This is a genomic window from Pseudomonas sp. BW16M2, assembly GCF_014268865.1.
GTDB lineage: Bacteria > Pseudomonadota > Gammaproteobacteria > Pseudomonadales > Pseudomonadaceae > Aquipseudomonas > Aquipseudomonas peradeniyensis.
In genome coordinates this window covers 214,686-237,363 of sequence record NZ_JABWRI010000001.1, presented here as the reverse complement: position 1 = coordinate 237,363, position 22,678 = coordinate 214,686, and the positions used below count along the sequence as shown (strand labels likewise).

The window sequence follows — 22,678 nt, the reverse complement described above, 5'->3', positions numbered from 1 at the left end:
AGTCGGTTGGCGGTGCTATTGGGGCTGCTGTGCAGCCCATCGCGGGACAAGCCCGCTCCTACAGGATTTGTGCAGCCTTTGTAGGAGCGGGCTTGTCCCGCGATGGGGCGCGTAGCGGCCCCGTTCAGGCTTAGGCCCCTTTGGCCGAAGGCAGCTTCGACACCAGGCGCAGCGACACGGTCAGCCCTTCGAGCTGGTAGTGCGGGCGCAGGTAGAAGCGCGAGTTGTAGTAACCCGGGTTGCCTTCGACTTCCTCGACCACCACTTCGGCGGCCGCCAGCGGGTGCTGGGCCTTGGTGGTCTCGGTGGAGTGCGCCGGGTCGCCGTCGACGTAGTTGAGGATCCAGTCCTGCAGCCAGCGCTGCATCTCGTCCTTTTCCTTGAACGAGCCGATCTTGTCGCGAACGATGCACTTCAGGTAATGGGCGAAGCGGCAGGTGGCGAACAGGTACGGCAGGCGCGCGGCCAGGTTGGCGTTGGCGGTGGCGTCCGGGTCGTCGTACTCGGCCGGCTTCTGCAGCGACTGCGCGCCGATGAAGGCGGCGAAGTCGGTGTTCTTCTTGTGCAGCAGCGGCATGAAGCCGTTCTTGGCCAGCTCCGCCTCGCGGCGATCCGAGATGGCGATTTCGGTCGGGCACTTCATGTCAACGCCACCGTCGTCGGTGGGGAATGTGTGCGCCGGCAGGCCCTCGACTTCACCGCCGGACTCCACGCCGCGGATGCGCGAGCACCAGCCGTAGTGCTTGAACGAACGGTTGATGTTCACCGCCATGGCGTAGGCGGCGTTGGCCCAGGTGTACTTGCTGCTGTCGGCGCCGTCGGTGTCTTCCTCGAAGGCAAAGGCCTCCACCGGGTCGGTCTTGGCGCCGTAGGGCAGGCGCGCCAGGAAGCGCGGCATGGTCAGGCCGATGTAGCGCGAGTCTTCCGATTCACGCAGCGAGCGCCAGCCGGCGTATTCCGGGGTGGTGAAGATCTTGGTCAGGTCGCGCGGGTTGGACAGCTCCTGCCACGAGCCCATGCCCATCACCGTCGGCGAGGCGGCGGAGATGAACGGCGCGTGCATCGAGGCGCAGACCTTGGACACTTCGCCCAGCAGCTCGACATCGGGTGGCGACTGGTCGAAGTAGTAGTCGCCCACCAGGCAGCCGTAGGGCTCGCCACCGAACTGGCCGTATTCCTCTTCGTAGAGCTTCTTGAACACCGGGCTCTGGTCCCAGGCGGTGCCCTTGAACTTCTTCAGGGTCTTGTGCAGGTCGTTCTTCGAGATGTTGAGCACGCGGATCTTCAGCTGCTCGTCGCTCTCGGTGTTGTTGACCAGGTAGTGCAAGCCGCGCCAGGCGCTTTCCAGCTTCTGGAAGTCATCGTGGTGGATGATCTGGTTGACCTGGGCGGTGAGCTTGGCGTCGATGGCGGCGATGATCTGCTCGATCGAGCCGATGGCATCGTTGGAGACCAGGCTGGTCTGTGCCAGGGCCTGCTCGGCGAGGGTGCGCACGGCGCTCTCGACGGCTTCCTTGGCCCGCTCGGTCTTGGGCTTGAATTCCTGCAGCAGGAGGCTGGCGAACTCGCTCGGGTCCTGGGTGGCCGCCTGGGGGGCCTGGCTGTCGCGCAACGGATCGTTCATGGTCGGTCTCCTCAGGCCTTCGGCTCGTTGTCGGCAGGTTTCGGCGCGCTGGCCAGGGCCTGGAGCAGGGCCGGGTCCTTGATGGCCTTGAGGATGATGTCCTCGGCGCCGGTCTTGCCGTCCATGTAGGTCAGCAGGTTGGCCAGCTGGGTGCGGGCCTCGAGCAGCTGGTTCAGGGCATCGACCTTGCGCGCCACGGCGGCGGGGCTGAAGTCGTCCATGCTCTCGAAGGTGATGTCCAGGCTCAGGTTGCCTTCACCGGTCAGCTCGTTGGGCACGTTGAACGCCACGCGGGGCTTCATGGCCTTCAGGCGCGAGTCGAAGTTGTCGACGTCGATCTCCAGGAACTTGCGGTCGGCCACGGCCGGCAGCGGCTCGGCGGGCTTGCCGGCGAGGTCCGAGAGCACGCCCATGACGAAGGGCAGCTGGACCTTCTTCTCGGCGCCGTACAGCTCGACGTCATATTCGATCTGTACCCGCGGCGCACGGTTGCGCGCGATGAATTTCTGGGAGCTGTCTTTCGCCACGTTGTTCCTCCTGGTCGCCGGTACGGCGGCTCTGCTTGTTGCGGGCGTCGGTGTTTAGGCGGCCGGAACGACGTCAGTCGTGTTCCGGGCCACGCAGGTTCTCGAATTGCGACATGCCATCGGGGATCAGGTCGCGGACGATGGTCGCGAAGTCGGCGTCGACCAGCTTCTTCGCCCGGCGCAGCAGCACCGGCAGCGGGCTGGAGGGCTCGTGGCGGGCGTAGTACTGGAGCAGGCGCTCGAGGCTCTGCAGCACGTCGTCGCGGCTGTTCACCTCGCCGGGGCGCGCGGCGACACGTGGCGCGGCGACGGCGGCGGGCTGCGGGTCGTCAGGGACGCCGTGCGCCGTCACTTCGTCCATGCTCGCGCTGACCGGCGCCGAGCCTTCCGGGCTGTAGTCGGCCAGCACCTGCTGGACCTGGCGAAGCGGCTGGCGCAGGGCGGACAGGTCGACGCCGCTGGCCGAACCGACCTGGTCGTTGACCCGGCTCTCGATGGTGTCCAGGGACTCGCGGGCCAGTTGCAGGGCCTGGTGGCATTGCGCGAGCTGCTCGGGGTCGGCGTCGCGCAGGGCGGCGGCCAGTTCCTCGGCGCTCAGCTGCTCGCTGGCGAAGTGCTGCACGCCCGCCGCATGCAGGGCGGCGCGCAGGGTGACCGGGCCAAAGGTGCGCGAACGCACCAGCACGGCGTCGCGCAGCAGGGCGATGTTGGTGTCGCAGGTGAGCCCGGCCAGGGCATTGACCCGCACGGTGGGGTCGTTGTCGTCGGCGGCGTCCAGCTGCGGGTGCAGGTGCAGCCAGTATTCGCCCAGCAGGTCGCGGATCAGCTCGAGGCTCGCGGCCAGGCCCGGCAGGCCATGCAGGGCCAGGTTGGCCTGGACCAGGAAGTGGGTGATGCGCAGGTCCTTGCTGCGTTGCAGCAGGCTGGTGCAGGACTGCTCGATGTCACGCCACTGCGGCGGCTCGGCCGCTTGCACGGCGTCGCCCATCACGCGCTCGGGGCGGCCCTGGGCGTCACGTTCCAGTTGCAGGAAATCGGCATCGTATTCGAGGTCGTCGCCGCACGGAAAGTCTGCGGAAACAGCGGCGAGCAGCTGCGGTGAGTTCACCAGAAATCGATCTCCATATCGGCCCTTGGTGAGGGCGTCGTTTGCGCCAAGTTGCAAATGTGAATTGGCGCACAAACTTGTCAAAGAATGCGAAGTTGATATCACCGTGATATCACTTTGGCACTCTTAAGTTGCGCATTTATGGTTTATTTCCAAATTGCTGTCAAGGTAAGCTACGCGCCGCGAAGGGTGACTGTGAACCAGTTGGCAGGTATTCGTGTCCATTGGTCAGGTGCCATCAAAGTGCCTTGCCGATAGGGTTTAATACGACCTTTCCGGGAAGCGAATTTCGGTGTGAGGCCCAGTATTTACAAGGGTTTAGCCGGAAAGCGAGGTCGGGCTCGCGAATCCACTCAAATGGATGTGTGAGTGTTTCATATATATGCAAGGAGGCGTGATGGCACTTTGCCTGACCATTACCAGTTATCACAAGATCACCCCTGGGCAATGCCCGGAGAAGTTGCTGGAAAACGGTGCCATCAGCGTAGGTCGTGCGGCGGATAATGACTGGGTACTTCCAGATCCGGAACGCCTTGTTTCTTCGAAACATTGTGTGATCCAGTTCAAGGATGGCCGCTATTACTTGACCGATAACAGCACCAACGGCGTGGAACTGGTGCATGCGGGTATTCGCCTGCGTCGCGGTAACAGCGAACCGTTGATGGACGGTGAAGTTATTCGAATTGGCGATTACGAGATCCAGGCGCGCATCGACGCAGGCCTGTCGATCCCGGTTGCCGGGCAGCCGCAAGCCCACAGTTTCGAAGCCCTGATGGCCAACCAGGTGGCCGCCCCGAGCGCGCCCATCGTCGGCGCGCCGGCCGCGTTCCTGCAGGGGGCCTCGAGCCACGACACCCTGCCGGACCTGTTCGATTTTCTCGGCCCTTCCTGCGTGCCCCCGGCCAGCCAGCCGGATCATGTCCCCGCCCAACAGCATGACTTCCGCCCACCCACGCCGGTGGCGCCGCCGCCCGCGCTCGCGCCGGTGCAGGCCGCCATGCCCGCCGCACCCGGCATGATCCCCGACGACTGGAACTTGTTCGACGAAACCTCCGTCGTTGCTCCCCAGCCTGCGCCTGTCATCGCGCCACCCCTGCCAGAGCCGGTAGCGCCGGTGGCACCGGTCGTCACGCCTGCGCCGCCACCCACCGCCGTGTCGGCACCTGCACCCGCCCCGGCTGGTGCCGGCGATGCCTTGCTGCAGGCCTTCCTGCGTGGCGCGGGCATCGAGCACCTGCGCATCGACGCGGCCGATGCCGCCGCGCAGATGGAGGCGGTCGGGCGCAGCTACCGCCTGATGGTCGAAGGCCTGATCGATGTGCTGCGCGCGCGCAGCAGCCTGAAGGGCGAGTTCCGCATGCAGCAGACCACCATCGCCCCGGTGCGCAACAACCCGCTGAAGTTCGCCCCCAACGCCGACGAAGCGCTGCTGTTGCTGCTGCGCGAGGGCAACCAGGCGTTCATGGCCCCGGACCAGGCGGTGCGCGACAGTTTCGACGACCTGCGCGCCCACCAGCTGGCGGTGATGGCGGGTGTCGAGGCGGCCATCAAGCACCTGCTCGAGCGCTTCGAGCCTGCCCGCCTGGAGCAGCGCCTGGCACCCGCAGCCGGGTTGGCCAAGCTGTTCGGCGGTTCGCGCCAGGCCCACTGCTGGCAGCAGTTCACCGAGCTCTACAGCCAGATTTCCCGGGAAGCCGAAGACGACTTCCAGGACCTGTTCGGTCGCGAGTTCAGTCGCGCCTACGAGGCCCATAGCCAACGCATTCAACGCTCCTGAGGCCAACGCCCGGAGCACAGGAAGAACACAGGACGTCATGAGGACGAGGATGAGTGCAACAAGACTGATCGCAGCCCTGGCCATGGTGCTGCTCAGTGCCTGCAGCAAGGACAGCCCGGTCGAGCCCGCCGTTACCGACGCGGCGCCGGCGGCCACGGGCATCACCCTGTATTTCAGCGCCGCGGCCGGGCTCAACCCCGGCGCCGGCGGCACGCCCGCGCCGGTGCGGGTACGCATCTACGAGTTGAAGAACAGCGCCGCCTTCGCCCGCGCCGACTATTTCGCCCTGGCCGAGCGTGCCCAGGCCACCCTGGCCGCCGACCTGATCGACCAGGACGAAGTCCTGCTCCAACCCGGCGAGCAGCTGCGCCTGGAGCGTCCGCTCGACCCGGCCACGCGCCAGGTCGGCCTGGTGGTCGGCTACCGCGAGGTCGACCAGGCCCAGTGGCGCAGCGTGCTGCCGGTGCCACCCCGTGACTATCAGATCAGCCTCGATGTGCGCGCCGTGCGCAGCGCCGTGGCCACCCCACAACCTGAGCCTGCCCGCTAGGCAATCGGAGAACCCATGTCCTGGAACAATCGCGTGGTCTGGTCGGAAGGGATGTTCATCACCACCCAGCACTTCCAGCAGCACGACCGCTACCTGGAAAACTTCGTCGACGCCCGCAACCGGCCGCTCAGCGCCGCCGCCTGGGGTTTTTCCGAACTGCTGGTCGACCAGGGCCTGCTGGCCCAGGGCAAGCTGGCGATCCTCAGCGGCCGTGGCCTGCTGCCGGACGGCACGCCGTTCGACATCCCGCGTGACGACCTGCCGCCCGCGCCGCTGGAAATTCCCGACGACCTGCGCAACGGCGTGATCTACCTGGGCCTGCCGCTCAAGCGCGCCGGTGCCCGCGATACCGTCGACGACGGTGAAACGCCTGACGGCGCGCGCTATGTCAGCCGTATCAGCGAAGTCCGTGACGACAACGCCCCGTTCGAGAACCGCGCGCCGTTGGCCCTGGGCAGTCGCGCCCTGCGGTTGCTGCGCGCCGAAGACGGTCTGAGCGACTATGCCGCGCTGGGCGTGGTGCGCATCCGGGAAAAGCGCGCCGACCGTGCCCTGGTGCTGGATGACGGTTACATCCCGCCACTGCTCGACGTGACCGCCAGCAACCTGCTGTCGGGTTTCCGTGGCGAGCTGCTCGGCCTGCTGCACCAGCGCGGCGAGGCCCTGGCCGGGCGCGTGGTGGCCTCGGCCAACGGCGGTGCCTCGGAGATCGCCGATTTCATGCTGCTGCAACTGGTCAACCGCGCCCAGCCACTGGTCGAACACCTCAACCAGCTGACGCCGCTGCACCCCGAGCGGCTGTACAGCGAGCTGGTGGCCCTGGCCGGCGAGTTCGCCACCTTCACCCGTGAAGGTCGCCGCCCCGAGGCATATCCGGTGTACCAGCACGATGATCTGGCGGCCACCTTCGCCCCGGTGCTGGTGGCCCTGCGCGAGGCCCTGTCGATGCTGATCGACAGCAAGGCCGTGGCCATCCCGCTGGTCGAGAAGGCCTACGGCATCCATGTCGGCATGCTGGCCGACCGCAGCCTGCTCGACAGCGCCAGCTTCGTCCTGGTGGTGCGCGCCGACGTGCCCAGCGAGACCCTGCGCAGCCGCTTCGGCCAGCAGAGCAAGATCGGCGCGGTGGAGCACATCCGTGACCTGGTCAACCTGCAGTTGCCGGGCATCGGCCTGCTGCCGCTGCCGGTGGCGCCACGGCAGATTCCGTTCCATGCCGGCTCCACCTACTTCGAACTCGACCGGGGTAGTGAGCACTGGAAGCAGCTGCAGCATTCCGGTGGTTTCGCCTTCTACGTCGCCGGCGAGTTCCCCGGCCTGAACCTGGCCTTCTGGGCCATTCGAGGATAAGCCGCGATGCAATCGGACGATCCGCTCGCCAATGACCGCACCCAGTTCATGCCGCGCCCCGGTGGCCGAGGCCCGCAACCGGCCGCGCCGGGACCTGCGCAGGCGGCGCCGCCACCGCCTCTGAACGTGCCGGCCGAACCACTGGCGCCGGGCCAGGCGGCGGGTTTGAACCCGCTGGAACAGGCGGCCGGCCCGCTGCTGGCGTTGCTCACCCGCCTGCGCAACACCATCGCCCACCCGGCGCCGGCCAGCCTGCGAGCGCAGCTGCTGGCCTACCTGCGCCAGTTCGAGGAGCGCGCCGAGGCCGCCGGAGTCGCGCGCAACGAGGTGCTGCTGGCGCGCTACGCACTGTGCACCGCGCTCGACGAGGCAGTGCTCAGCACGCCGTGGGGCAGCGCCAGTGACTGGGGCAAGCAGAGCCTGCTGATCACCGTGCACAACGAGGCCTGGGGCGGCGAGAAGGTGTTCCAGCTGATGGAGCACTGCCTGCAGAGCCCGCGTGAGCGCCTGCATCTGCTGGAGCTGTTGTACCTGTGCACCAGCCTCGGTTTCGAAGGCCGCTACCGGGTGATGAACGGTGGCCGTGCCCAGCTCGAGGCCCTGCGCGAGCGCACTGCCGCGACCATCCGCAGTGCCCGTGGCGATATCGAGCGCGAGCTGTCGCCGCACTGGCGCGGCGTCACCGTGACCCGTGACCGCCTGGCGCAGTTCGTGCCGCCCTGGGTCGGCCTGGCCCTGGCCCTGGCGCTGCTGTTACTGGTGCTGTTCGGCCTGCGCCTGAAGCTGGCCGCCGACGCCGAGCCGGTGTTCCGTGGCATCCATGCCCTGGGCGAGATCCCGGTGCAGGCCATGGACCGCCCGGTGGTGCAGCCCAAGCCGGTGGAACGTCCACGCCTGGCTGGTTTCCTGGCCGAGGACATCAAGGCCGGGCGGGTCGCCGTGGAGGATGCGGTGGACCGCTCGGTGGTGACCATCCGCGGCGACGAGCTGTTCGCCTCGGCCAGCGCCAGCATCAAGGGTGACTTCGAGCCGCTGATGCTGCGCATTGCCGAAGCCGTCGCCAAGGTCAAGGGCAACGTGAAGGTCACCGGCCACAGCGACAACCAGCGCATCGCCACGCTGCGCTTCCCGTCCAACTGGGCGTTGTCCCAGGCCCGTGCCGAGGAGGTGAAGAACCTGCTCGCCGCCCGCACCGGCCAGCCCGGGCGTTTCAGCGCCCAGGGCCTGAGCGACACCGAGCCGCTGGCGTCGAACGACAGCGCGCAGGGCCGGGCGAAGAATCGCCGGGTTGAAATCACCGTTCTGGCGGAGGGCGTCGAGTGAAGGCGTTTTTCAGTTTTGTCATTCACTGGGTGGTCCCGGTGCTGGGCCTGCTCGCCCTCAGCCTGATCATCTGGTTCCTCGGTCCGCTGCTCGATGCGCTGGTGCCGGTCGCGCCACGTCTGGTGCTGATCGTCCTGCTGTTCGCGGTGTGGATCGCCTACCGCGTGTGGCGCATCGTCCAGGCCCGGCGTCAGGCGGCCAAGGTGATGCAGAGCCTGGCTGCCGAGACCGCGCCGGACCCTGCCGGTGTGGCCACCGCCGAAGAGCTGGCGACCCTGCGCCAGCGCATGGATGAGGCCCTGGTGCTGCTGAAGAAAGCGCGCCTGGGCGGTGACGAGCGACGCAACCTGTATGAGCTGCCGTGGTACGTGATCATCGGCCCGCCCGGTTCGGGCAAAACCACCGCGCTGGTCAATTCCGGCCTGCACTTCCCGTTGGCGGCGCAGCTGGGCGAGGGCGCCATTCGTGGCGTGGGCGGCACGCGCAACTGCGACTGGTGGTTCACCGACCAGGCCGTGCTGCTGGACACCGCCGGCCGCTACACCACCCAGGACAGCCATGCCCAGGTGGACAAGGCGGCCTGGCTGGGCTTCCTCGACCTGCTCAAGACCCAGCGTTCGCGCCGGCCCATCGACGGCGCCTTCATCGCCATCAGCCTGTCCGACCTGCTGCTGGGCAGCGACGCCGAGCGCGCCGCCCACGCGGCGGCGATCCGCACCCGTATCCAGGAACTGTACAGCCAGCTGGGCGTGCGTTTCCCGATCTACCTGATGCTGACCAAGCTCGACCTGGTGCCGGGCTTCATGGAGTTCTTCGACAACCTGAGCAAGGAAGAGCGTGCCCAGGTGTGGGGCATGACCTTCCCCCTGGATGACGGCCAGCACGGCGATGGCCCGCTGGCCCAGTTCGGCAGCGAGTTCGCCTTGCTCGAGCAGCGTCTCAACCAGCGTCTGGTGGAGCGCCTGCAACAGGAACGCGACCCGGCGCGGCGCGATCTGGTCTACGGCTTCGTCCAGCAGTTCGCTGCCTTGCGCGGCAATCTCAAGACCTTCCTCGACGGCATCTTCAAGCCCAACGCCTTCGAAGCCCGCGCCCTGCTGCGCGGCGTGTACTTCACCAGCGGCACCCAGGAAGGCAGCCCCATCGACCGCCTGATCGGCAGCATGGCCCAGAGCATGGGCCTGGACCGTGCCCATTTGGCGCGGCAGAACGGTACCGGGCGCAGCTACTTCATCGAGAAGCTGTTCAGTGCCGTGGCCTTCGCCGAGCGCGGCCTGGTCGGCAGCAACCCCAAGGTCGAGCAGCGGCGCAAGTGGATCGCCCGCGGCGCCCTGGCGCTGAGCGTGGCCCTGGTGCTGGTGGTCGGCACCCTGTGGACCCTGAGCTACCGCGCCAACCAGCAGTACATCGCCGAGGTCGACGGCCGCCTCAAACCGTTGGGCAAGAGCGTGCAGGAGCTGAGCCCGGCCCAGCGCAACGTGGTCGACGTGCTGCCGTTGCTCAACGGCGTGCGTCGCCTGGCCGAGGATCCGCCCGGCTGGGCCGAGGGCCTCGGGTTGTACCAGGGCGACATGCTCGAAGGTGAGTCGGACAGCGTCTACCGCAAGCTGCTGATCGCCATCTTCGCCCCGCGCCTGGTCACCCGCATCGAAGAGCAGCTGTATGCCGGTGGCCCGTCCGACTACCTCTACGAGGGGCTCAAGGCCTACCTGATGCTGGCCGACGGCGAACACTACGACGCCGAGTTCATCAAGGCCTGGGTTACCCTCGACTGGGAGCGCAGCCTGCCTCGCGATCTGGCGCCGGACCTGCGTCAGGCCCTGGAGCAGCACCTGGCGGCGCTGTTCGACAAGCGCCCGCCCAATGCCCGTCTCGACCAGCGTCTGATCGACGACACCCGCCGCCAGCTGCAACAGCTGCCGGTGGCCCAGCGCGTCTACGACCGGGTCAAACGCCAGAAACTGCCGGCCGGGGTTGGCGACTTCCGGGTCAGCGACGCCGCCGGCCGCGACGCCGCGCTGGTGTTCCGCTTCAAGAACGGCAAGCCGCTGAGCGAGCCGCTGCCGGGCATCTTCACCGTCGAGGGCTACCGCAAGGCGTTCCTCGCCGCCAGCCTGGCCCACAGCGAGACCCTGGCCGAGGAGCGCTGGGTGCTGGGCCGCGAGGCCAGCGAGTCGGGCGATGCCAAGCGCCTGGCCGACGATGTGCTGCAGCTGTACTACCAGGACTACATCCGCCATTGGGATGCGCTGCTGGCGGACCTGGACTTCGTGCCGATCACCAGCGTCGGCCAGGCCGCCGATGTGCTGCGGGTGCTGTCCGGGCCGACCTCGCCGATGAAGAAACTGCTGCAGGCGGTCGCCAAGGAGACCAACCTGGCGCAGCCGACCACCCTCGACAAGGTCCAGGCCAAGGCCGAGCAGGCCGGCGTCGATCAGCTGCGCCAGCGCCTCGGCGGCCTGCTCGGTGATGCGCCGTTGCCCAGCGACAACCCGGCTGCCCGTGAGGTGGACCCGGTGACCGCGCACTTCGCCGAGCTGGCCGCGCTGGTGGAAACCGGCGAAGGACAGCCTGCGGCCATCGACGGCCTGCTCACCGACCTCAATGCCCTGTACGTGCAGGTCAGCGCCATGGTCGGCGCCAGCGGCGACGCGCTGCTGGGCGAGGCCAAGAACCAGGCCCAGGCCGCCGCGCAGCGTGTCGCCCTGGGCGCCGCGCGCCAGCCCAAGGTGGTGCAGAACCTGGTGGGGGCGGTGCTTGGTTCGACCCATAACATCGTCATGGGCGGCGTGCGCAACCAGCTCAACGCCGCCTGGACCAGCGAGGTGGTGAACGTCTACCGCCAGTCCCTCAGCGGCCGCTACCCGCTGGTGGCCGGCAGCACGCGGGACGCCACCCTGGAGGACTTCGGCCTGTTCTTCGGCGTCGGCGGGGTGATGGACAACTACTTCCGCAAGTACCTGCAACCCTACGTCAATACCTCGAGCACGCCGTGGAGCTGGCAGCCGGGCGCGGCGCAGAAGCTGGGGATCAACAGCAACGTGCTGTACACCTTCCAGCGCGCGGCGAGCATCCGTGACGCGTTCTTCCGCAACAGCAACGGCGTGCAGCCGGGCGTGCGTTTCGAGCTCAAGCCGGTGGCGATGGACGCGACCATCACCCAGTTCCTGCTTGACCTCGATGGCCAGCAGGTCAGCTACGACCACGGACCGAGCCGGCCGGTGGCGTTGCAGTGGCCGAACCCCAACAGCATCGGCGTGGTGCGCCTGTCGATCTCGCCGCCCTCGGCCACCGGCCGTTCCGGCCTGACCGTGGAAGGCCCCTGGGCCTGGTTCCGCCTGCTCGACCAGTCCGACCTGGTGGCCGGCAGCTCGCCGGAGCGCTTCAACCTGCGCCTGCGCGTCGATGGCGCCAGCGTGTCCTACGAGCTGCGCGCCAGCAGCGCCTTCAACCCGTTCCGCAGCCGAGTGCTCAGCGGTTTCAGCCTGCCGGAGCACCTGTGAACGACGTGGGTTTCTACGGAAAACTGGCCAGCCGCGGCGACTTCGTCAGCCGTGGTTTGCCACACAGCTTCATCCAGCCCTGGGACCAGTGGCTGGCAGCGGGGATGCAGGCCAGCCAGCAGGCGCTGGGCGAGCGTTGGCTCGAGGCCTACCTGGTCAGCCCGTTGTGGCGTTTCGCCCTGGCGCCGGGGTTGTGCGGGCCCGAGGCGGTCATCGGCGTGCTGATGCCGAGCATCGACCGGGTCGGGCGGTATTTTCCGCTGACCGTGGCCCAGGTGCTGGAGCCGGGGCAGCTGTTGGCGCCTGTGGTGGCGGGGGCCGAGGAGTGGTTCGAAGCGGTGGAGGTGGCGTTGTTGGCGACGCTTGAGCCGGGTGCTGCCTTTGAAGAATTCGAGGCTGCTTTGCAGCCTTTTCGCGGCGCGAGGCCGCTCCTACAGGGACCTCAGGTGACTGTCGGTGGGTTGCAGCGGTTGGATGCGACCACGCCGCAGGGACGGGCACTGGCCTTGGCCGAATGCGCCTGTGAGGGCATGAGCCTTTGGTGGGGCAGGGGTTCCGAACGTATCGCCCCGGGGTTGATGCGCTGCGCGGGCCTGCCGCGCAGCGAGGACTTCGCCGGGTTTCTCTTGGGTAGCGAGGCGCGCAGCGAATGACCGACATGCAGTACACAGCGGCCAGTTACAGCCATGTCGGCATGGTGCGCAAGATCAACGAGGACGCCTGCCTGGAGTTGACCTGGGCGGGTCTGTGGGCGGTGGCCGACGGCATGGGCGGGCATGCGGCGGGCGACTATGTCAGCAGCCTGGCCATGGACAGCCTGCGCAGCCTGCCGATGCTCGACTCGCTCGACGACTTCAGCGGCGAGGTCCGTGACGGCCTGGCCTGGGTCAATGGCATCGTGCGTGAGGAAACCGTGCGCCGTGGCGTGGCGATGATGGGCAGCACGGTGGTGGTGCTGGCGGCGCGTGGCGACCAGGCCATCGGCCTGTGGGCCGGCGACAGTCGCCTGTACCGCCTGCGCGATGGTCGCATCGAGCGCCTCAGCCACGACCACAGCTACGTCCAGGAGCTGCAGGACAGTGGCCTGCTCAACGAGGCCGAGGCGCGGGTGCATCCGCGCGGCAACATCGTCACCCGCGCCATCGGCGTCGAGGATGACCTCGACCTGCAGGCCGTGGCCCTGCAGGTGCGGCCTGGCGACACCTACCTGCTGTGCAGCGATGGCCTGAACAAGACCGCCGAGGACCACGAGATCGCCGAAGTGCTCGGCCACGCCGACCCCTACGAGGTGGTCCGCAGCCTGGTGCACCTGGGGCTGACCCGTGGCGCGCCGGACAACATCACCGCAGTGGTCGTCAAGGTGAACTGAAGACATCATGGACATGCAGATCCCCGGATTCGACATCGATCGCGAGCTCGGCCAAGGCGCCATGGCCAGCGTGTACCTCGCCACCCAGCGTTCCCTGGAACGCAAGGTGGCGCTGAAAATCATGGCGGCGAGCCTGGCCGCCGACCCGACCTTCTGCGAGCGCTTCCTGCGCGAAGGGCGCACCCTGGCGCGGCTGGCGCACCCGAACATCGCCACCATCCACGACATTGGCAATGTCGGCGAGCTGTACTACATGGCCATGGAGTACCTGCCCAGCGGCACGCTCAAGGAGCGCATCGCCGATGGGCTGACGCCCGAGCAGGGCCTCGCCTACGTGCGCCAGATCGCCCAGGCGCTGGGTTATGCCCATGCCCAGGGCCTGGTGCACCGCGACGTCAAGCCGGCCAACATCCTGTTCCGCGCCGACGGCACTGCGGTGCTGTCGGACTTCGGCATCGCCAAGTCGCTGGATGACCGCACCCAGTTCACCCAGGCCGGCTTCGCCGTCGGCACGCCGAGCTACATGAGTCCGGAGCAGGCGCGCGGCATGGAGATCGACGGCCGCGCCGACCTGTATGCGCTGGGCGTGGTGCTCTACGAGATCCTGGTCGGCAAGCTGCCGTACAGCGGCACCGACGCGCTGTCCACGGCGCTGGCGCACCTGACCGAGCCGCTGCCGGAACTGCCCATCGAGCATGGCCGCTACCAGGACATCCTGCGGGGCCTGCTGGCCAAGGATCCCAATGAGCGCTTCGCCGACGCGGCGGCGTTGCTGGCCGCGCTGGACCGCCTGACGGTCCAGGCGCCGGTCGAGGACAACGACAGCACATTGGTGCGTCCGCTGCCGATCCCGCCGCCGACCACCCCGCAACCGGTGTCCATCGACATTCCGCAGGCCGTTGCCGCTCCCGTGAGCGAGCCCGCCCGGCGGCCCGAACCCAAGCCCGCTCCCGCCGTGAAGTCCGGATCGAACATACCGGCCAAGGCCGTGCTGGCGGTGGCGATCGCGGCGGCGCTGGGTTTGGGTGGCGCGTTCTTCTGGCTGCTCGGCGGCAGTGACGCACCCGCGCCAGAAGCACCGGTGGCGCAGACGCCCGCCGACAGCGTAGCTCCCGCCGAACCCAAGATCATGCCTGTTGCCGCTTCAGATGATGGCCGCCCACTGCTGATGCCCGGCAAGAAGACCCTGTTCCAGCGTGTGCTGACCAAGCCCGACGCCCAGCTAGTGGCCCAGCCCGGCGATGCCTCGGGCGAGAAACTGCCGGCCTTCTCCGTGCTCTACGTCTACCAGCGCAAGGACGTCGGCGGCCAGGCCTGGGTCCAGGTCGGCGCCGCCAGCGACGGCCAGCGCGAGGGCTGGCTGCCGGCCGCGCAGACCAGCGACTGGAAACAGAGCCTGGTGCTCAAGTTCACCGAGCGCTCGGGCCGCTCGCCGGTGATGTTCATGCGTCAGGTGGACGATGTGCAGCACTTGCTCGACGACACCGCCCAGGCCCGCGACAGCCTGCTCAAGGCACAGAACCACCCCGACCAGGTGCCGCAGGTGATGGCCCTGGAACCGGCGGCCAGCGCCGTGCCGCAGAACCAGTTCTACCTGATGCCGATCTTCGACTACCGCGAAAGCTTCGACGCCGGCGGCCAGCCGGTACAGCTGCTCAACATCGCCTCGATCGACCCCGGCGCCAGCACCCGCGACAGCGCGCCCAAGGCGGCCGGCGTGGCGGCGGTCGGCGACAACAGCTTCCGCACCGGTATCGTCCTGGTGGTGGACACCTCGGTGTCCATGCAGCCCTATATCGACCGGGTGCGCCAGGTGGTCAGCGAGCTGCAGCAGCAACTGGCGGCCCGGGGCGAGCTGGACAGCGTCAGCTTCGGCCTGGTGGGTTTCCGCAACAACGTCAAGCGCACCCCGGGCCTCGAGTACCTGAGCAAGACCCTGGTCAGCCTGGAGGAGGGCCGCGATCCTGCGCGCTTCCTCAAGGCCGCCTCGCAGGTCAGGGCCACCAGCGTTTCCAGCCATTCGTTCAACGAGGACGCCTTCGCCGGGGTGATGCAGGCTGTCGAGGGCATGGACTGGTCCGGCTATGGCGGGCGCCTCATCCTGCTGGTCAGCGATGCCGGCGCACTGCGCAAGAACGACCCGTTCAGCAGCACCCAGATGAACGAGGCCGAAGTGCGCCAGGCGGCGCTGAGCAAGCAGATCAAGATCTACGCCCTGCACCTGCGCACCCCGGCCGGGGTGAAGAACCACGGCGCGGCCGAAAGCCAGTACCGCGTGCTCACCGCCGACAGCAACCCGCAGATCGGCGACCTCTACGTCGGCGTGCCGGGGGGCGAGGTCGGCGTGTTCGGCGAGCGTGTGCGCGAGATCGGCTCGACCTTCGCCGAGCTGGTGCACCAGGTGCGCAACCAGCAACCACAGGCGGTGCCGCTGCTGACTTCGGCCTCGGGGCTGGCGGCCAAGTCCCAGGCCATCGGCTATGCCATGCACATGGACTTCCTCGGCCGCCATGGCGCCAGCCAGGCGCCGCAGCTGGTCAGCGCCTGGACCGCCGACCGCGACCTGACCAACCCGACGCTGCCCACCCTGCAGGTGTGCGTGATGCTCACCAAGCTGCAACTCAACGACCTGCAGCAGTCGCTCAAGCTGATCGTCGATGCCGCGCGCAAGACCCGCAGCTCGCCGGGCGATTTCTTCAACGAGATCGCCAGCGCCAGTGCCTACATGAGCCGCGACCCCGGCGCCCTGCGCAAGGGCGCCAACCTGGCCCAGGGCGGGGTGCTCGGCGAGTACCTCGATGGCCTGCCGTACCGCAGCAAGTCCCTGAGCATGAGCCAGGACCTGTGGCTGTCGCTGTCGGTGGCCGAACAGGAGGATTTCATCGACGAGCTGGACTCGAAGATCCGTCTGTACGAGACCTTCCACAATGACATGGCCAACTGGGTGCGCTTCGGAAAAGCCGAGCCGGGTGACGCCCTGTACCGTGTTCCGCTGTCGACGCTGCCGTGATGATCCGCCTGGACGGGGTGCGCAAGACGCGCGGGCAGGGTGCCCAGCGCTACAGCCTGCAGGTCGACCGGCTGCACCTGGCCGTGGGCGCACGGGTGGCGCTGGTCGGCCCCAGTGGCTGCGGCAAGAGTACCTTGCTCGACCTGCTGGCGCTGGTGCTGGCACCGGATGTGGCAGAGGGCTTCATCCTCGGCGACGAGGATGTCGCCGGGCTGTGGCGCGGCCGGCAGCTTGATCGCCTGGCCAGCTGGCGCAGCCGCCACCTTGGTTATGTGCTGCAGGCGGGTGGGCTGCTGGGCTTTCTCGATGTGCGCGGCAATATCCGTCTGCCACGCCAGCTGCTGGGGCTCGGCGATGACGGCAGCGTCGAGCGCCTGGCCGAAGCGCTGGATGTGCACGATCAACTGAGCAAGAAGCCCGCCGCCCTGTCCCTCGGCCAGCGTCAGCGGGTCAGCTGCGCCCGCGCCCTGGCCCATGCCCCGACGCTGCTGCTGGCCGACGAACCAACCGCCGCGCTGGACCCGGTCAACGCCGAGCGGGTGATGCAGCTGTTGCTGCGCGAGGCCGAGGCGCGCCAGGTGACCTGCGTGGTCGCCACCCACGACGAAGCCCTGGCCCGCCAGGCCGGGCTGACGGTGCTGCGCATGGCCTGTCGGCGTGAGGTCGACGGTGGCGTCACGGCAACGCTGGAGCGGGCTGCCTGATGCGCCCGCTGCTGATCGCCGGGCTGGCCTGGCAGGACTACCGCAACGATGCGCGGCTGTCGGCGTGCGGCGTGCTGGCGCTGGTGGCGGTGATCGCGCCGCTGCTGGTGCTGTTCGGCCTGAAGTTCGGCCTGGTCGGCAGCCTGACCGAGCGCCTGCAGCGTGATCCGGGGGTGCGCGAGATTATTCCCCTGGGCGGTGGACGCTTTCGCGCCGAGTTCATCGAGGAACTGGCGCAACGCCCGGGGGTGGCCTTCGCCATCCCCCGGACCCGGCAGATCGCCGCCACCGCCGAACTGCTCCTGCCCGCCCACGGACGTGGCCTGACGGTTGAGATGCTGCCCACCGCCGAGGGCGACCCCTTGTTGGTGCAGGTCGTTCCCCCGACGGGGCTGCAACAGGTGGTGCTGAGCTTTACCGCTGCGGAAAAGCTCGGTGCCAGGGCCGGAGACGAGCTGCAGGCCAGTTTCAGCCGCCGACAGGCCGGACAGATGCAATGGCGGCAGACGCGTCTGCAGGTCACCAGCGTGTTGCCCCTGGCGGCGTTCGAGCGCGATGGCCTGTTCGCGTCGTTGCAGTTGCTCGAGGCTGTCGAGGATTACCGCGATGGTCGCGCGGTGCCGACACTGGGTTGGCAGGGCGAGGAGCAGGGAAGCGCGCAGCAGCGGGTGTACCCGGCATTTCGCCTGTATGCCCGCGAACTGACCGATGTCGAGCCGCTGCGCCAGTTCTTCGCCGAACGCAAGCTGCTGGTCTCGACCCAGGCCGCTCAGATCGCCCAGGTGCAGTCGCTCGGTCGCAACCTCGACCTGGTGTTCTGGATCATCGCCAGCCTGGCCGTGGCCGGCGCCGTGGCGGCCATCGCCGCGGGCGCGGTGGCGGCGGTGGACCGCAAGCAGCGCGAACTGGCGGTGCTGCGCCTGCTGGGCTTCGGTACTGCCGCGCTGCTGTTGTTCGTGGTGCTCCAGGCGCTCTACAGCGGCCTTTTGGCCGCCGCCGTGGCGGGACTGCTGTACCTGCTGGCCGAACACGGCCTGAACCGACTTTTCATGCAGGTGCCCGGCGAGTTCGCCAGCCACCTGCTGCCCATGCACTACCTCGTTGCGTTGTGTGCCGTGCTGCTGGCCAGCACTGCCGCCGCCGCCCTGGGCGGCTGGCGGGTGGCGCGCATCGAGGCCTGCCAAGGAATACGTGATGTCTGATCGCCGTCTCGGGGCTGCCGCCCTGATCCTCACCGCGCTGAGCCTGGGGGCCTGCTCCCCGGCCGATGGCGACGACAAGGCCAAGCCGGCCGCGCAGTCCCAGGCCGGGGCCGATAGCAAGTTCGACAACCCCAAGCCGTTGCCGGGCGATATCAGCCTGCCGCTGCCCTGCGGCGGCGAGTTGGTGCTGCGCAGCGTCTACGTATTGGCCCAGGGCAGCCTCGACGACCGCGAGGTCAACCTCGGCTACCCGTTCAGCGAAGGCGAGGCCGGCTACAAGCAGTCGTTCATCTCCGGTTACCGGCGCGACTTCATCAACGGCCAGTTCAGCCTGCAGGACTTGGCGCCGCAGTGGCAGAAGGCGGTCGGCCCGAGCCTGCCGAAGGTCGACAAAGGCAGCCCGCTCACGCCGATGATGTACTTCATCGGCAAGTATGAAGTGACTGCCCGCCAGTACGCCCAGGTGATGGCCCAGGCGCCATCGCTGGCCGGCGGCGACGCGGCGCCGGCCTGTGAGGCGAACAACGACGCGGCGGGGCGCCTGCCCAAGGTCAAGCTGTCGCGCTTTGAGGCCGAACGTTTCGCCGCCGTCTACAGCGCCTGGCTGATGAAGCACCATCGCGACCTGCTGCCGGTCAGTGGCCGTGGCAGCAAGGCCGAGGACGGTGGCACCGGTTTCGTGCGCCTGCCCACCGAAGTGGAGTGGGAGTTCGCCGCCCGTGGCGGCTCGGCGGTCAGCCGCCAGGAACTGGAAGGACGGTTGTTCCCGCGCAAGGTCGAAGGCGCCGACAGTGAAGGGCCGCTGGCCGACTTCGCGGTGTTCAACCAGGTTGCCGGTGGCACCGGGCAGGCGGCGCGGCTGATGCCGATCGGCACCAAGCAGCCCAACCCGCTGGGGTTGTTCGACGTGATCGGCAACGCCGCCGAGATGGTCCAGGAGTCGTTCCAGCTGGTCAACGCCGGGCGCCTGCAGGGCGCCTACGGTGGCTTCGTGGTCAAGGGTGGCAACTACCTCGAGGGCGAGGGCACCCTGTTCACCGGCATGCGCCGCGAGTATCCGCTGTTCGGCGCCGACGGCTCCGAGCAGCGCAACGAGACCACCGGCTTTCGCGTGGCCATCGGCGCCCTGTCGGCGCCGCGTTCGCGTTACCAGGAACTGTTCGAGCAGTGGCAAAAGGAAGGCCGACTGGCCGGCCTGACCGACGACATCGACGCCGCCCAGGACCCGACCAAGCGCCTGGACAGCATCATCGCCGCCGCCACCGACCCGCGCCAGCAGGCCGAGCTCGGCCTGGTCAACGAAGAGCTCAAGCGCAACGTCTCGCTGATCGCCCGCCAGCGTGAAGAGGCCGCTGGCAACCTGATCCAGTCCGCCGCCCTGGTGGCCGAGACCGTCAATAACTACAACATCCGCCTGACCAACCTGCAGGCCACCCAGGCCAAAGCCGAGGCCTCGGGCGACCAGACCAGCGCGCGCATGTACGGCGCCGCCATCGCCAATGGCCGCGCCGCCCTCGACGGCGCCGTGGCGATCTACATCGACAACCTGTCCAGCGGCACGCGCTACACCGACGCGGTGATCCAGGCGCAGTTCCAGCGGGTCAAGGAAGAACTCAATCGCAAGCCGGTCCTGGGCAACAGCCTGGTGACCCGCGCCACCCTGTTCGTCCGCCACGTCGGGGAGTACCGCCAGAACCGGCGGGCCGATCCGGCGACGATCCTCAAGGAGCTGCTGGCATCGGCCGCCCCGCGACCCTAAGGACAGCTTCGACAGAAAGGACTCCCGGGAGGCACGAAGCCCCCGGATACCGAGAAACCCAAGAAGAGAAACCAGACCATGTTCACCCGCAAACCCCTGATCACTGCATCCCAGGCCCGTACCGCGCTGCTGCTGGCAGCCGGGTTCAGCACCGTGCTGTTGAGCGGCTGCGCCAGCTCGCCCGTGTCCAAGGTCGGCGCCACGACCAAGGTCGAGTACTACCCCAACTGCTACGAGCCGGTGCAGCACCTGCGCTCCACCGACGGTGACATGACCCGCTCGGTCGCCACCGGCGCGCTGCTCGGCGCGGTCGGTGGTGCCCTGACCGGCGCCCTGGTCGACAAGGAAAACCGCGGCCGCAATGCCGCCATCGGCGCCGCCGGTGGCGCCCTGGTCGGTGGCGCGGCCGGCTACTACACCGAGCGTCAGAAGCAGATCAGCGACGACAAGCAGCGCATCGCCTCGTACGCCACCGATATCGACAAGAGCGCCGCCGACCTGGACCGCACCACGGCCTACGCCAAGTCGTCGCAGTCCTGCTACCAGCGCGAGTTCGCCAGCCTGATCCAGAACCGCAAGTCTGGCCGCATCAACGACACCGAGGGGCGCAAGCGCCTGGCCGAGATCGTCGCTGGCCTGCAGGAGTCGAACAACCTGCTGACCACTGTGAACGGGCGTCTGGGTGAAAACCTGAACAACTACACCCAGGCCTACGAGCAGGACCTCAAGCAGGTCGGCGTCGCACGCACCGACGTGGTCGCCGTGGCCGAGCCGCCGAAAGTGGCGACCACCGGCAAGAAGAAGGAGGTGAAGAAGGTCCAGCCGGCCAAGAAGGTGACCAAGGACGTGCCGCAGGAAGCCGTGGCCACCGAGAAGACCCTGCAGAATGCCAACGGCAAGAAAGCCGAGGCCCAGCAAGTGGCCAAGGCCGGTACCGACCAGGTCAACGCCATGTGCCGCAACCCGGACATGGGTGACTGGGCGCCGGTGCCGTGCCCGAACGTGTGATGCTTTGAGCGTTTGTGGGAGCGGGTTCATCCGCGAATCCTTTGGTGCATGCGCCATCGTATTCGCGGGTGAACCCGCTCCCACAGGTGTGCTGCTATTTGTGTAAGGAAACCACCCCGTGACAGATTTTCTGGTCAACTCCCTGGCCAACAACTCCCAGTTCCTCGCACGCCAGCGCATCCAGGGGCGGATCAACCTGCCGCAGATGTTCGCGGCCATCGACGCTGATCCGCGTATCGTCGGTGCTGGTGTGGTGTACATCGACGCCGACTACAACGTCGTCACCCTGCGTGAGTTCCAGCCGATCTGCAGCATCCGTCCCAAGCGCGTGATCCTGCGCGAGATCAAGAAATACCAGACCCCTGACCAGTACACCCAGCAATTGCAGCACAATCCGCGCGAGTCGCGGGTGGTCAAGGAGGCGGTCAACACGACGCTCTCTTGTGCAGGCGCGGTGATCGGCTGGTTCGTGGTGTTCAGTGGCACTATTGCCGCGCCCTTTTCCGGTGGCACCAGCCTGGTGCTGACCTACATCGGTGGCGCCGCAGCCACCGCCAGCAGCATTCAGTGCGGTATCGGTGTGATGCGCACGGTACGCGAAGTGACCAATCCGGCGGCCAACGATGCCCTCGATGAAAGCGAGTGGTACCAGGCCGCCTCGAAGGTGCTGGATGGCGTCTCGCTGCTGGGTGTCGGCGCGTCGGGCCTGAGCACGTTGAAGTACCTGCAGGTGCACAAGGCCGCGACCGGGCGTAGCTGGCTGGAGTTGTCCAGGAGTCTCAGCCGTCAGCAGCGCAAGGCGCTGACCGACGAGCTGCTGTCTATCAGGCATCCGAGCCTGACGGCCAAGCAGATCAAGTTGCGGCAGGCGGCAGGGACCATGACCAAGCGCTACACCCCGACCGAGATCAGCCACGCCACGAAGACCCTGATGCGTGACTCGCTCGGCGCTACCTTCGGCCTGGCTGGCAGTGCCACGGTACAGAGCATCGCCGTGGGGCTTTATGAGGAGGTCGAGTAACGATGAAGCCTGCAGCGTTCCAGACCTTCATGCGACGTTACTTTCCGACGTTCTTGCTGGGCTTTTTCATTTGCCTCATATCGGCGGCGTTGTCAGCGACCCTGTGGATTGACAGTCACTGGCGCAATCATCCAGACAATCCGTCGTTCACCATGATATCCAGTGCAGTGCTGGTCTTGCTGCTGTGCGCCGGGCATTTCGCGATGGTCCGGGGCTTCACTTGGGCCGTATGGGTGGTGCTCCCTGTACCGACTGTGGCTTTGCTGATGGCGTTGAGCTTGCTCGGTAGTGGTGTGAATGCTGTCTTGCTGGCGATCCTGCTGGCGCTGCCATTACTCGCGCTGCTGGTGTTCAACAGCCAGCGGCATCGGGAGATGCGGCAGCGGTTGGTGGAACTGCGCAGGGTGCGGCGTTAGTGCAATGACGCTCAAGCCGTTTCTGAAGCGTTACTTCGGTGTATTCATCGGCGCCTACTTCTCGTCGATCATTGCCTTGGCCTGGACGTTTGCGTTGGTGTGGAGCACGTACTGTCGGAGCTGTCCAAGGGACGGAGTCTTCGCTTCGAGCCTGTTCCTGATGCTGGCAGTCTTCATGTTGGCCCATGGCGCTGTGGTTCGAGGGCGGGCATGGGGGACGTGGCTCGTGGCGGGGATGTGTCTGGCCAGTCTGGTGATCGCGCTGCCGACTTTTGGGTACCGACCCAACATGTTCATCTACACGAGCAGCCTTCTGGCAGCCCTGGTTGCTTTGCTGTTGCTCAATAGCAATAGATACAGAGAAATGCGCGTTCTCCTGGCGCAGTACCGGGAGCAGAGGCGTAAGGCTAATCACTAGCCATCATCG

General features: G+C 67.4%; 18 protein-coding genes. 15 read left to right on the top strand and 3 right to left on the bottom strand.

The window, feature by feature from the left end:
- Positions 1-130: 130 nt before the first annotated feature.
- The 3 genes from tssC to tssA form a co-directional block, all read right to left on the bottom strand.
- Positions 131-1,624, bottom strand: coding sequence for a type VI secretion system contractile sheath large subunit (gene tssC, locus HU735_RS01020; RefSeq protein ID WP_046857484.1), 1,494 nt, complete (start codon positions 1,622-1,624; stop codon positions 131-133).
- A gap of 11 nt (positions 1,625-1,635) precedes the next feature.
- On the bottom strand, positions 1,636-2,151 hold the full coding sequence (gene tssB, locus HU735_RS01015) for a type VI secretion system contractile sheath small subunit (RefSeq protein WP_050703367.1): 516 nt from the start codon (positions 2,149-2,151) through the stop codon (positions 1,636-1,638).
- A gap of 73 nt (positions 2,152-2,224) precedes the next feature.
- Positions 2,225-3,259 (bottom strand): type VI secretion system protein TssA, encoded by a 1,035-nt coding sequence (gene tssA / locus HU735_RS01010; RefSeq protein ID WP_186712081.1) that lies wholly within the window; start codon positions 3,257-3,259, stop codon positions 2,225-2,227.
- 397 nt (positions 3,260-3,656) lie between these two features.
- Between tssA and tagH the strand changes: the two genes are divergently transcribed.
- The 15 genes from tagH to HU735_RS00935 all read left to right on the top strand — a co-directional run bounded on the left by tagH (position 3,657) and on the right by HU735_RS00935 (position 22,669).
- Complete coding sequence (gene tagH / locus HU735_RS01005; protein ID WP_186712080.1) at positions 3,657-5,036, top strand: type VI secretion system-associated FHA domain protein TagH; 1,380 nt, start codon at positions 3,657-3,659, stop codon at positions 5,034-5,036.
- A gap of 49 nt (positions 5,037-5,085) precedes the next feature.
- The gene (tssJ, locus tag HU735_RS01000) at positions 5,086-5,586 is read left to right on the top strand and encodes a type VI secretion system lipoprotein TssJ (RefSeq protein WP_186712079.1); all 501 of its coding nucleotides are present in this window, start codon (positions 5,086-5,088) and stop codon (positions 5,584-5,586) included.
- Between the two features lie 15 nt (positions 5,587-5,601).
- Complete coding sequence (gene tssK / locus HU735_RS00995; protein WP_186712078.1) at positions 5,602-6,936, top strand: type VI secretion system baseplate subunit TssK; 1,335 nt, start codon at positions 5,602-5,604, stop codon at positions 6,934-6,936.
- Between the two features lie 6 nt (positions 6,937-6,942).
- On the top strand, positions 6,943-8,259 hold the full coding sequence (locus HU735_RS00990; RefSeq protein WP_050703372.1) for a DotU family type VI secretion system protein: 1,317 nt from the start codon (positions 6,943-6,945) through the stop codon (positions 8,257-8,259).
- Complete coding sequence (tssM, locus tag HU735_RS00985) at positions 8,256-11,762, top strand: type VI secretion system membrane subunit TssM (protein WP_186712077.1); 3,507 nt, start codon at positions 8,256-8,258, stop codon at positions 11,760-11,762. Before HU735_RS00990 ends, tssM begins: the two co-directional genes overlap by 4 nt.
- Entirely contained in the window at positions 11,759-12,415 is a 657-nt protein-coding gene (gene tagF, locus HU735_RS00980) for a type VI secretion system-associated protein TagF (protein WP_186712076.1), read from the top strand. The genes tssM and tagF overlap by 4 nt, the downstream gene beginning before the upstream one ends.
- Entirely contained in the window at positions 12,412-13,131 is a 720-nt protein-coding gene (locus HU735_RS00975) for a protein phosphatase 2C domain-containing protein (protein ID WP_050703375.1), read from the top strand. Before tagF ends, HU735_RS00975 begins: the two co-directional genes overlap by 4 nt.
- 7 nt (positions 13,132-13,138) lie before the next feature.
- A complete protein-coding gene (locus tag HU735_RS00970) occupies positions 13,139-16,141 on the top strand; it encodes a serine/threonine-protein kinase (RefSeq protein WP_186712075.1) in 3,003 nt (1,000 codons plus the stop codon).
- Positions 16,141-16,845, top strand: a complete 705-nt coding sequence (locus tag HU735_RS00965; RefSeq protein WP_186712074.1) for an ATP-binding cassette domain-containing protein — start codon at positions 16,141-16,143, stop codon at positions 16,843-16,845. Before HU735_RS00970 ends, HU735_RS00965 begins: the two co-directional genes overlap by 1 nt.
- Positions 16,845-18,047: an FtsX-like permease family protein gene (locus HU735_RS00960; RefSeq protein WP_186712073.1), complete on the top strand. Its 1,203-nt coding sequence runs from the start codon at positions 16,845-16,847 to the stop codon at positions 18,045-18,047. Before HU735_RS00965 ends, HU735_RS00960 begins: the two co-directional genes overlap by 1 nt.
- The gene (locus HU735_RS00955; RefSeq protein WP_186712072.1) at positions 18,040-19,806 is read left to right on the top strand and encodes an SUMF1/EgtB/PvdO family nonheme iron enzyme; all 1,767 of its coding nucleotides are present in this window, start codon (positions 18,040-18,042) and stop codon (positions 19,804-19,806) included. Before HU735_RS00960 ends, HU735_RS00955 begins: the two co-directional genes overlap by 8 nt.
- 78 nt (positions 19,807-19,884) lie before the next feature.
- The gene (tagQ, locus tag HU735_RS00950; RefSeq protein ID WP_110735426.1) at positions 19,885-20,814 is read left to right on the top strand and encodes a type VI secretion system-associated lipoprotein TagQ; all 930 of its coding nucleotides are present in this window, start codon (positions 19,885-19,887) and stop codon (positions 20,812-20,814) included.
- 118 nt (positions 20,815-20,932) lie between these two features.
- Positions 20,933-21,835, top strand: coding sequence for an NAD synthetase (locus HU735_RS00945; RefSeq protein ID WP_186712071.1), 903 nt, complete (start codon positions 20,933-20,935; stop codon positions 21,833-21,835).
- Positions 21,836-21,837: 2 nt separating this feature from the next.
- Complete coding sequence (locus tag HU735_RS00940) at positions 21,838-22,251, top strand: hypothetical protein (protein WP_186712070.1); 414 nt, start codon at positions 21,838-21,840, stop codon at positions 22,249-22,251.
- 4 nt (positions 22,252-22,255) lie between these two features.
- The gene (locus HU735_RS00935; RefSeq protein ID WP_186712069.1) at positions 22,256-22,669 is read left to right on the top strand and encodes a hypothetical protein; all 414 of its coding nucleotides are present in this window, start codon (positions 22,256-22,258) and stop codon (positions 22,667-22,669) included.
- Positions 22,670-22,678 lie beyond the last annotated feature (9 nt).

What these genes read in the sequence shown, in the direction of transcription:
- tssC (WP_046857484.1), bottom strand. Translation starts at nt 1,624, where the DNA reads ATGAACGATCCGTTGCGCGACAGCCAGGCCCCCCAGGCGGCCACCCAG.
- tagH (WP_186712080.1), top strand. Translation starts at nt 3,657, where the DNA reads ATGGCACTTTGCCTGACCATTACCAGTTATCACAAGATCACCCCTGGG.
- tssJ (WP_186712079.1), top strand. Translation starts at nt 5,086, where the DNA reads ATGAGTGCAACAAGACTGATCGCAGCCCTGGCCATGGTGCTGCTCAGT.
- tssK (WP_186712078.1), top strand. Translation starts at nt 5,602, where the DNA reads ATGTCCTGGAACAATCGCGTGGTCTGGTCGGAAGGGATGTTCATCACC.
- HU735_RS00990 (WP_050703372.1), top strand. Translation starts at nt 6,943, where the DNA reads ATGCAATCGGACGATCCGCTCGCCAATGACCGCACCCAGTTCATGCCG.
- HU735_RS00975 (WP_050703375.1), top strand. Translation starts at nt 12,412, where the DNA reads ATGACCGACATGCAGTACACAGCGGCCAGTTACAGCCATGTCGGCATG.
- HU735_RS00970 (WP_186712075.1), top strand. Translation starts at nt 13,139, where the DNA reads ATGGACATGCAGATCCCCGGATTCGACATCGATCGCGAGCTCGGCCAA.
- HU735_RS00965 (WP_186712074.1), top strand. Translation starts at nt 16,141, where the DNA reads ATGATCCGCCTGGACGGGGTGCGCAAGACGCGCGGGCAGGGTGCCCAG.
- HU735_RS00960 (WP_186712073.1), top strand. Translation starts at nt 16,845, where the DNA reads ATGCGCCCGCTGCTGATCGCCGGGCTGGCCTGGCAGGACTACCGCAAC.
- HU735_RS00955 (WP_186712072.1), top strand. Translation starts at nt 18,040, where the DNA reads ATGTCTGATCGCCGTCTCGGGGCTGCCGCCCTGATCCTCACCGCGCTG.
- tagQ (WP_110735426.1), top strand. Translation starts at nt 19,885, where the DNA reads ATGTTCACCCGCAAACCCCTGATCACTGCATCCCAGGCCCGTACCGCG.
- HU735_RS00940 (WP_186712070.1), top strand. Translation starts at nt 21,838, where the DNA reads ATGAAGCCTGCAGCGTTCCAGACCTTCATGCGACGTTACTTTCCGACG.
- HU735_RS00935 (WP_186712069.1), top strand. Translation starts at nt 22,256, where the DNA reads ATGACGCTCAAGCCGTTTCTGAAGCGTTACTTCGGTGTATTCATCGGC.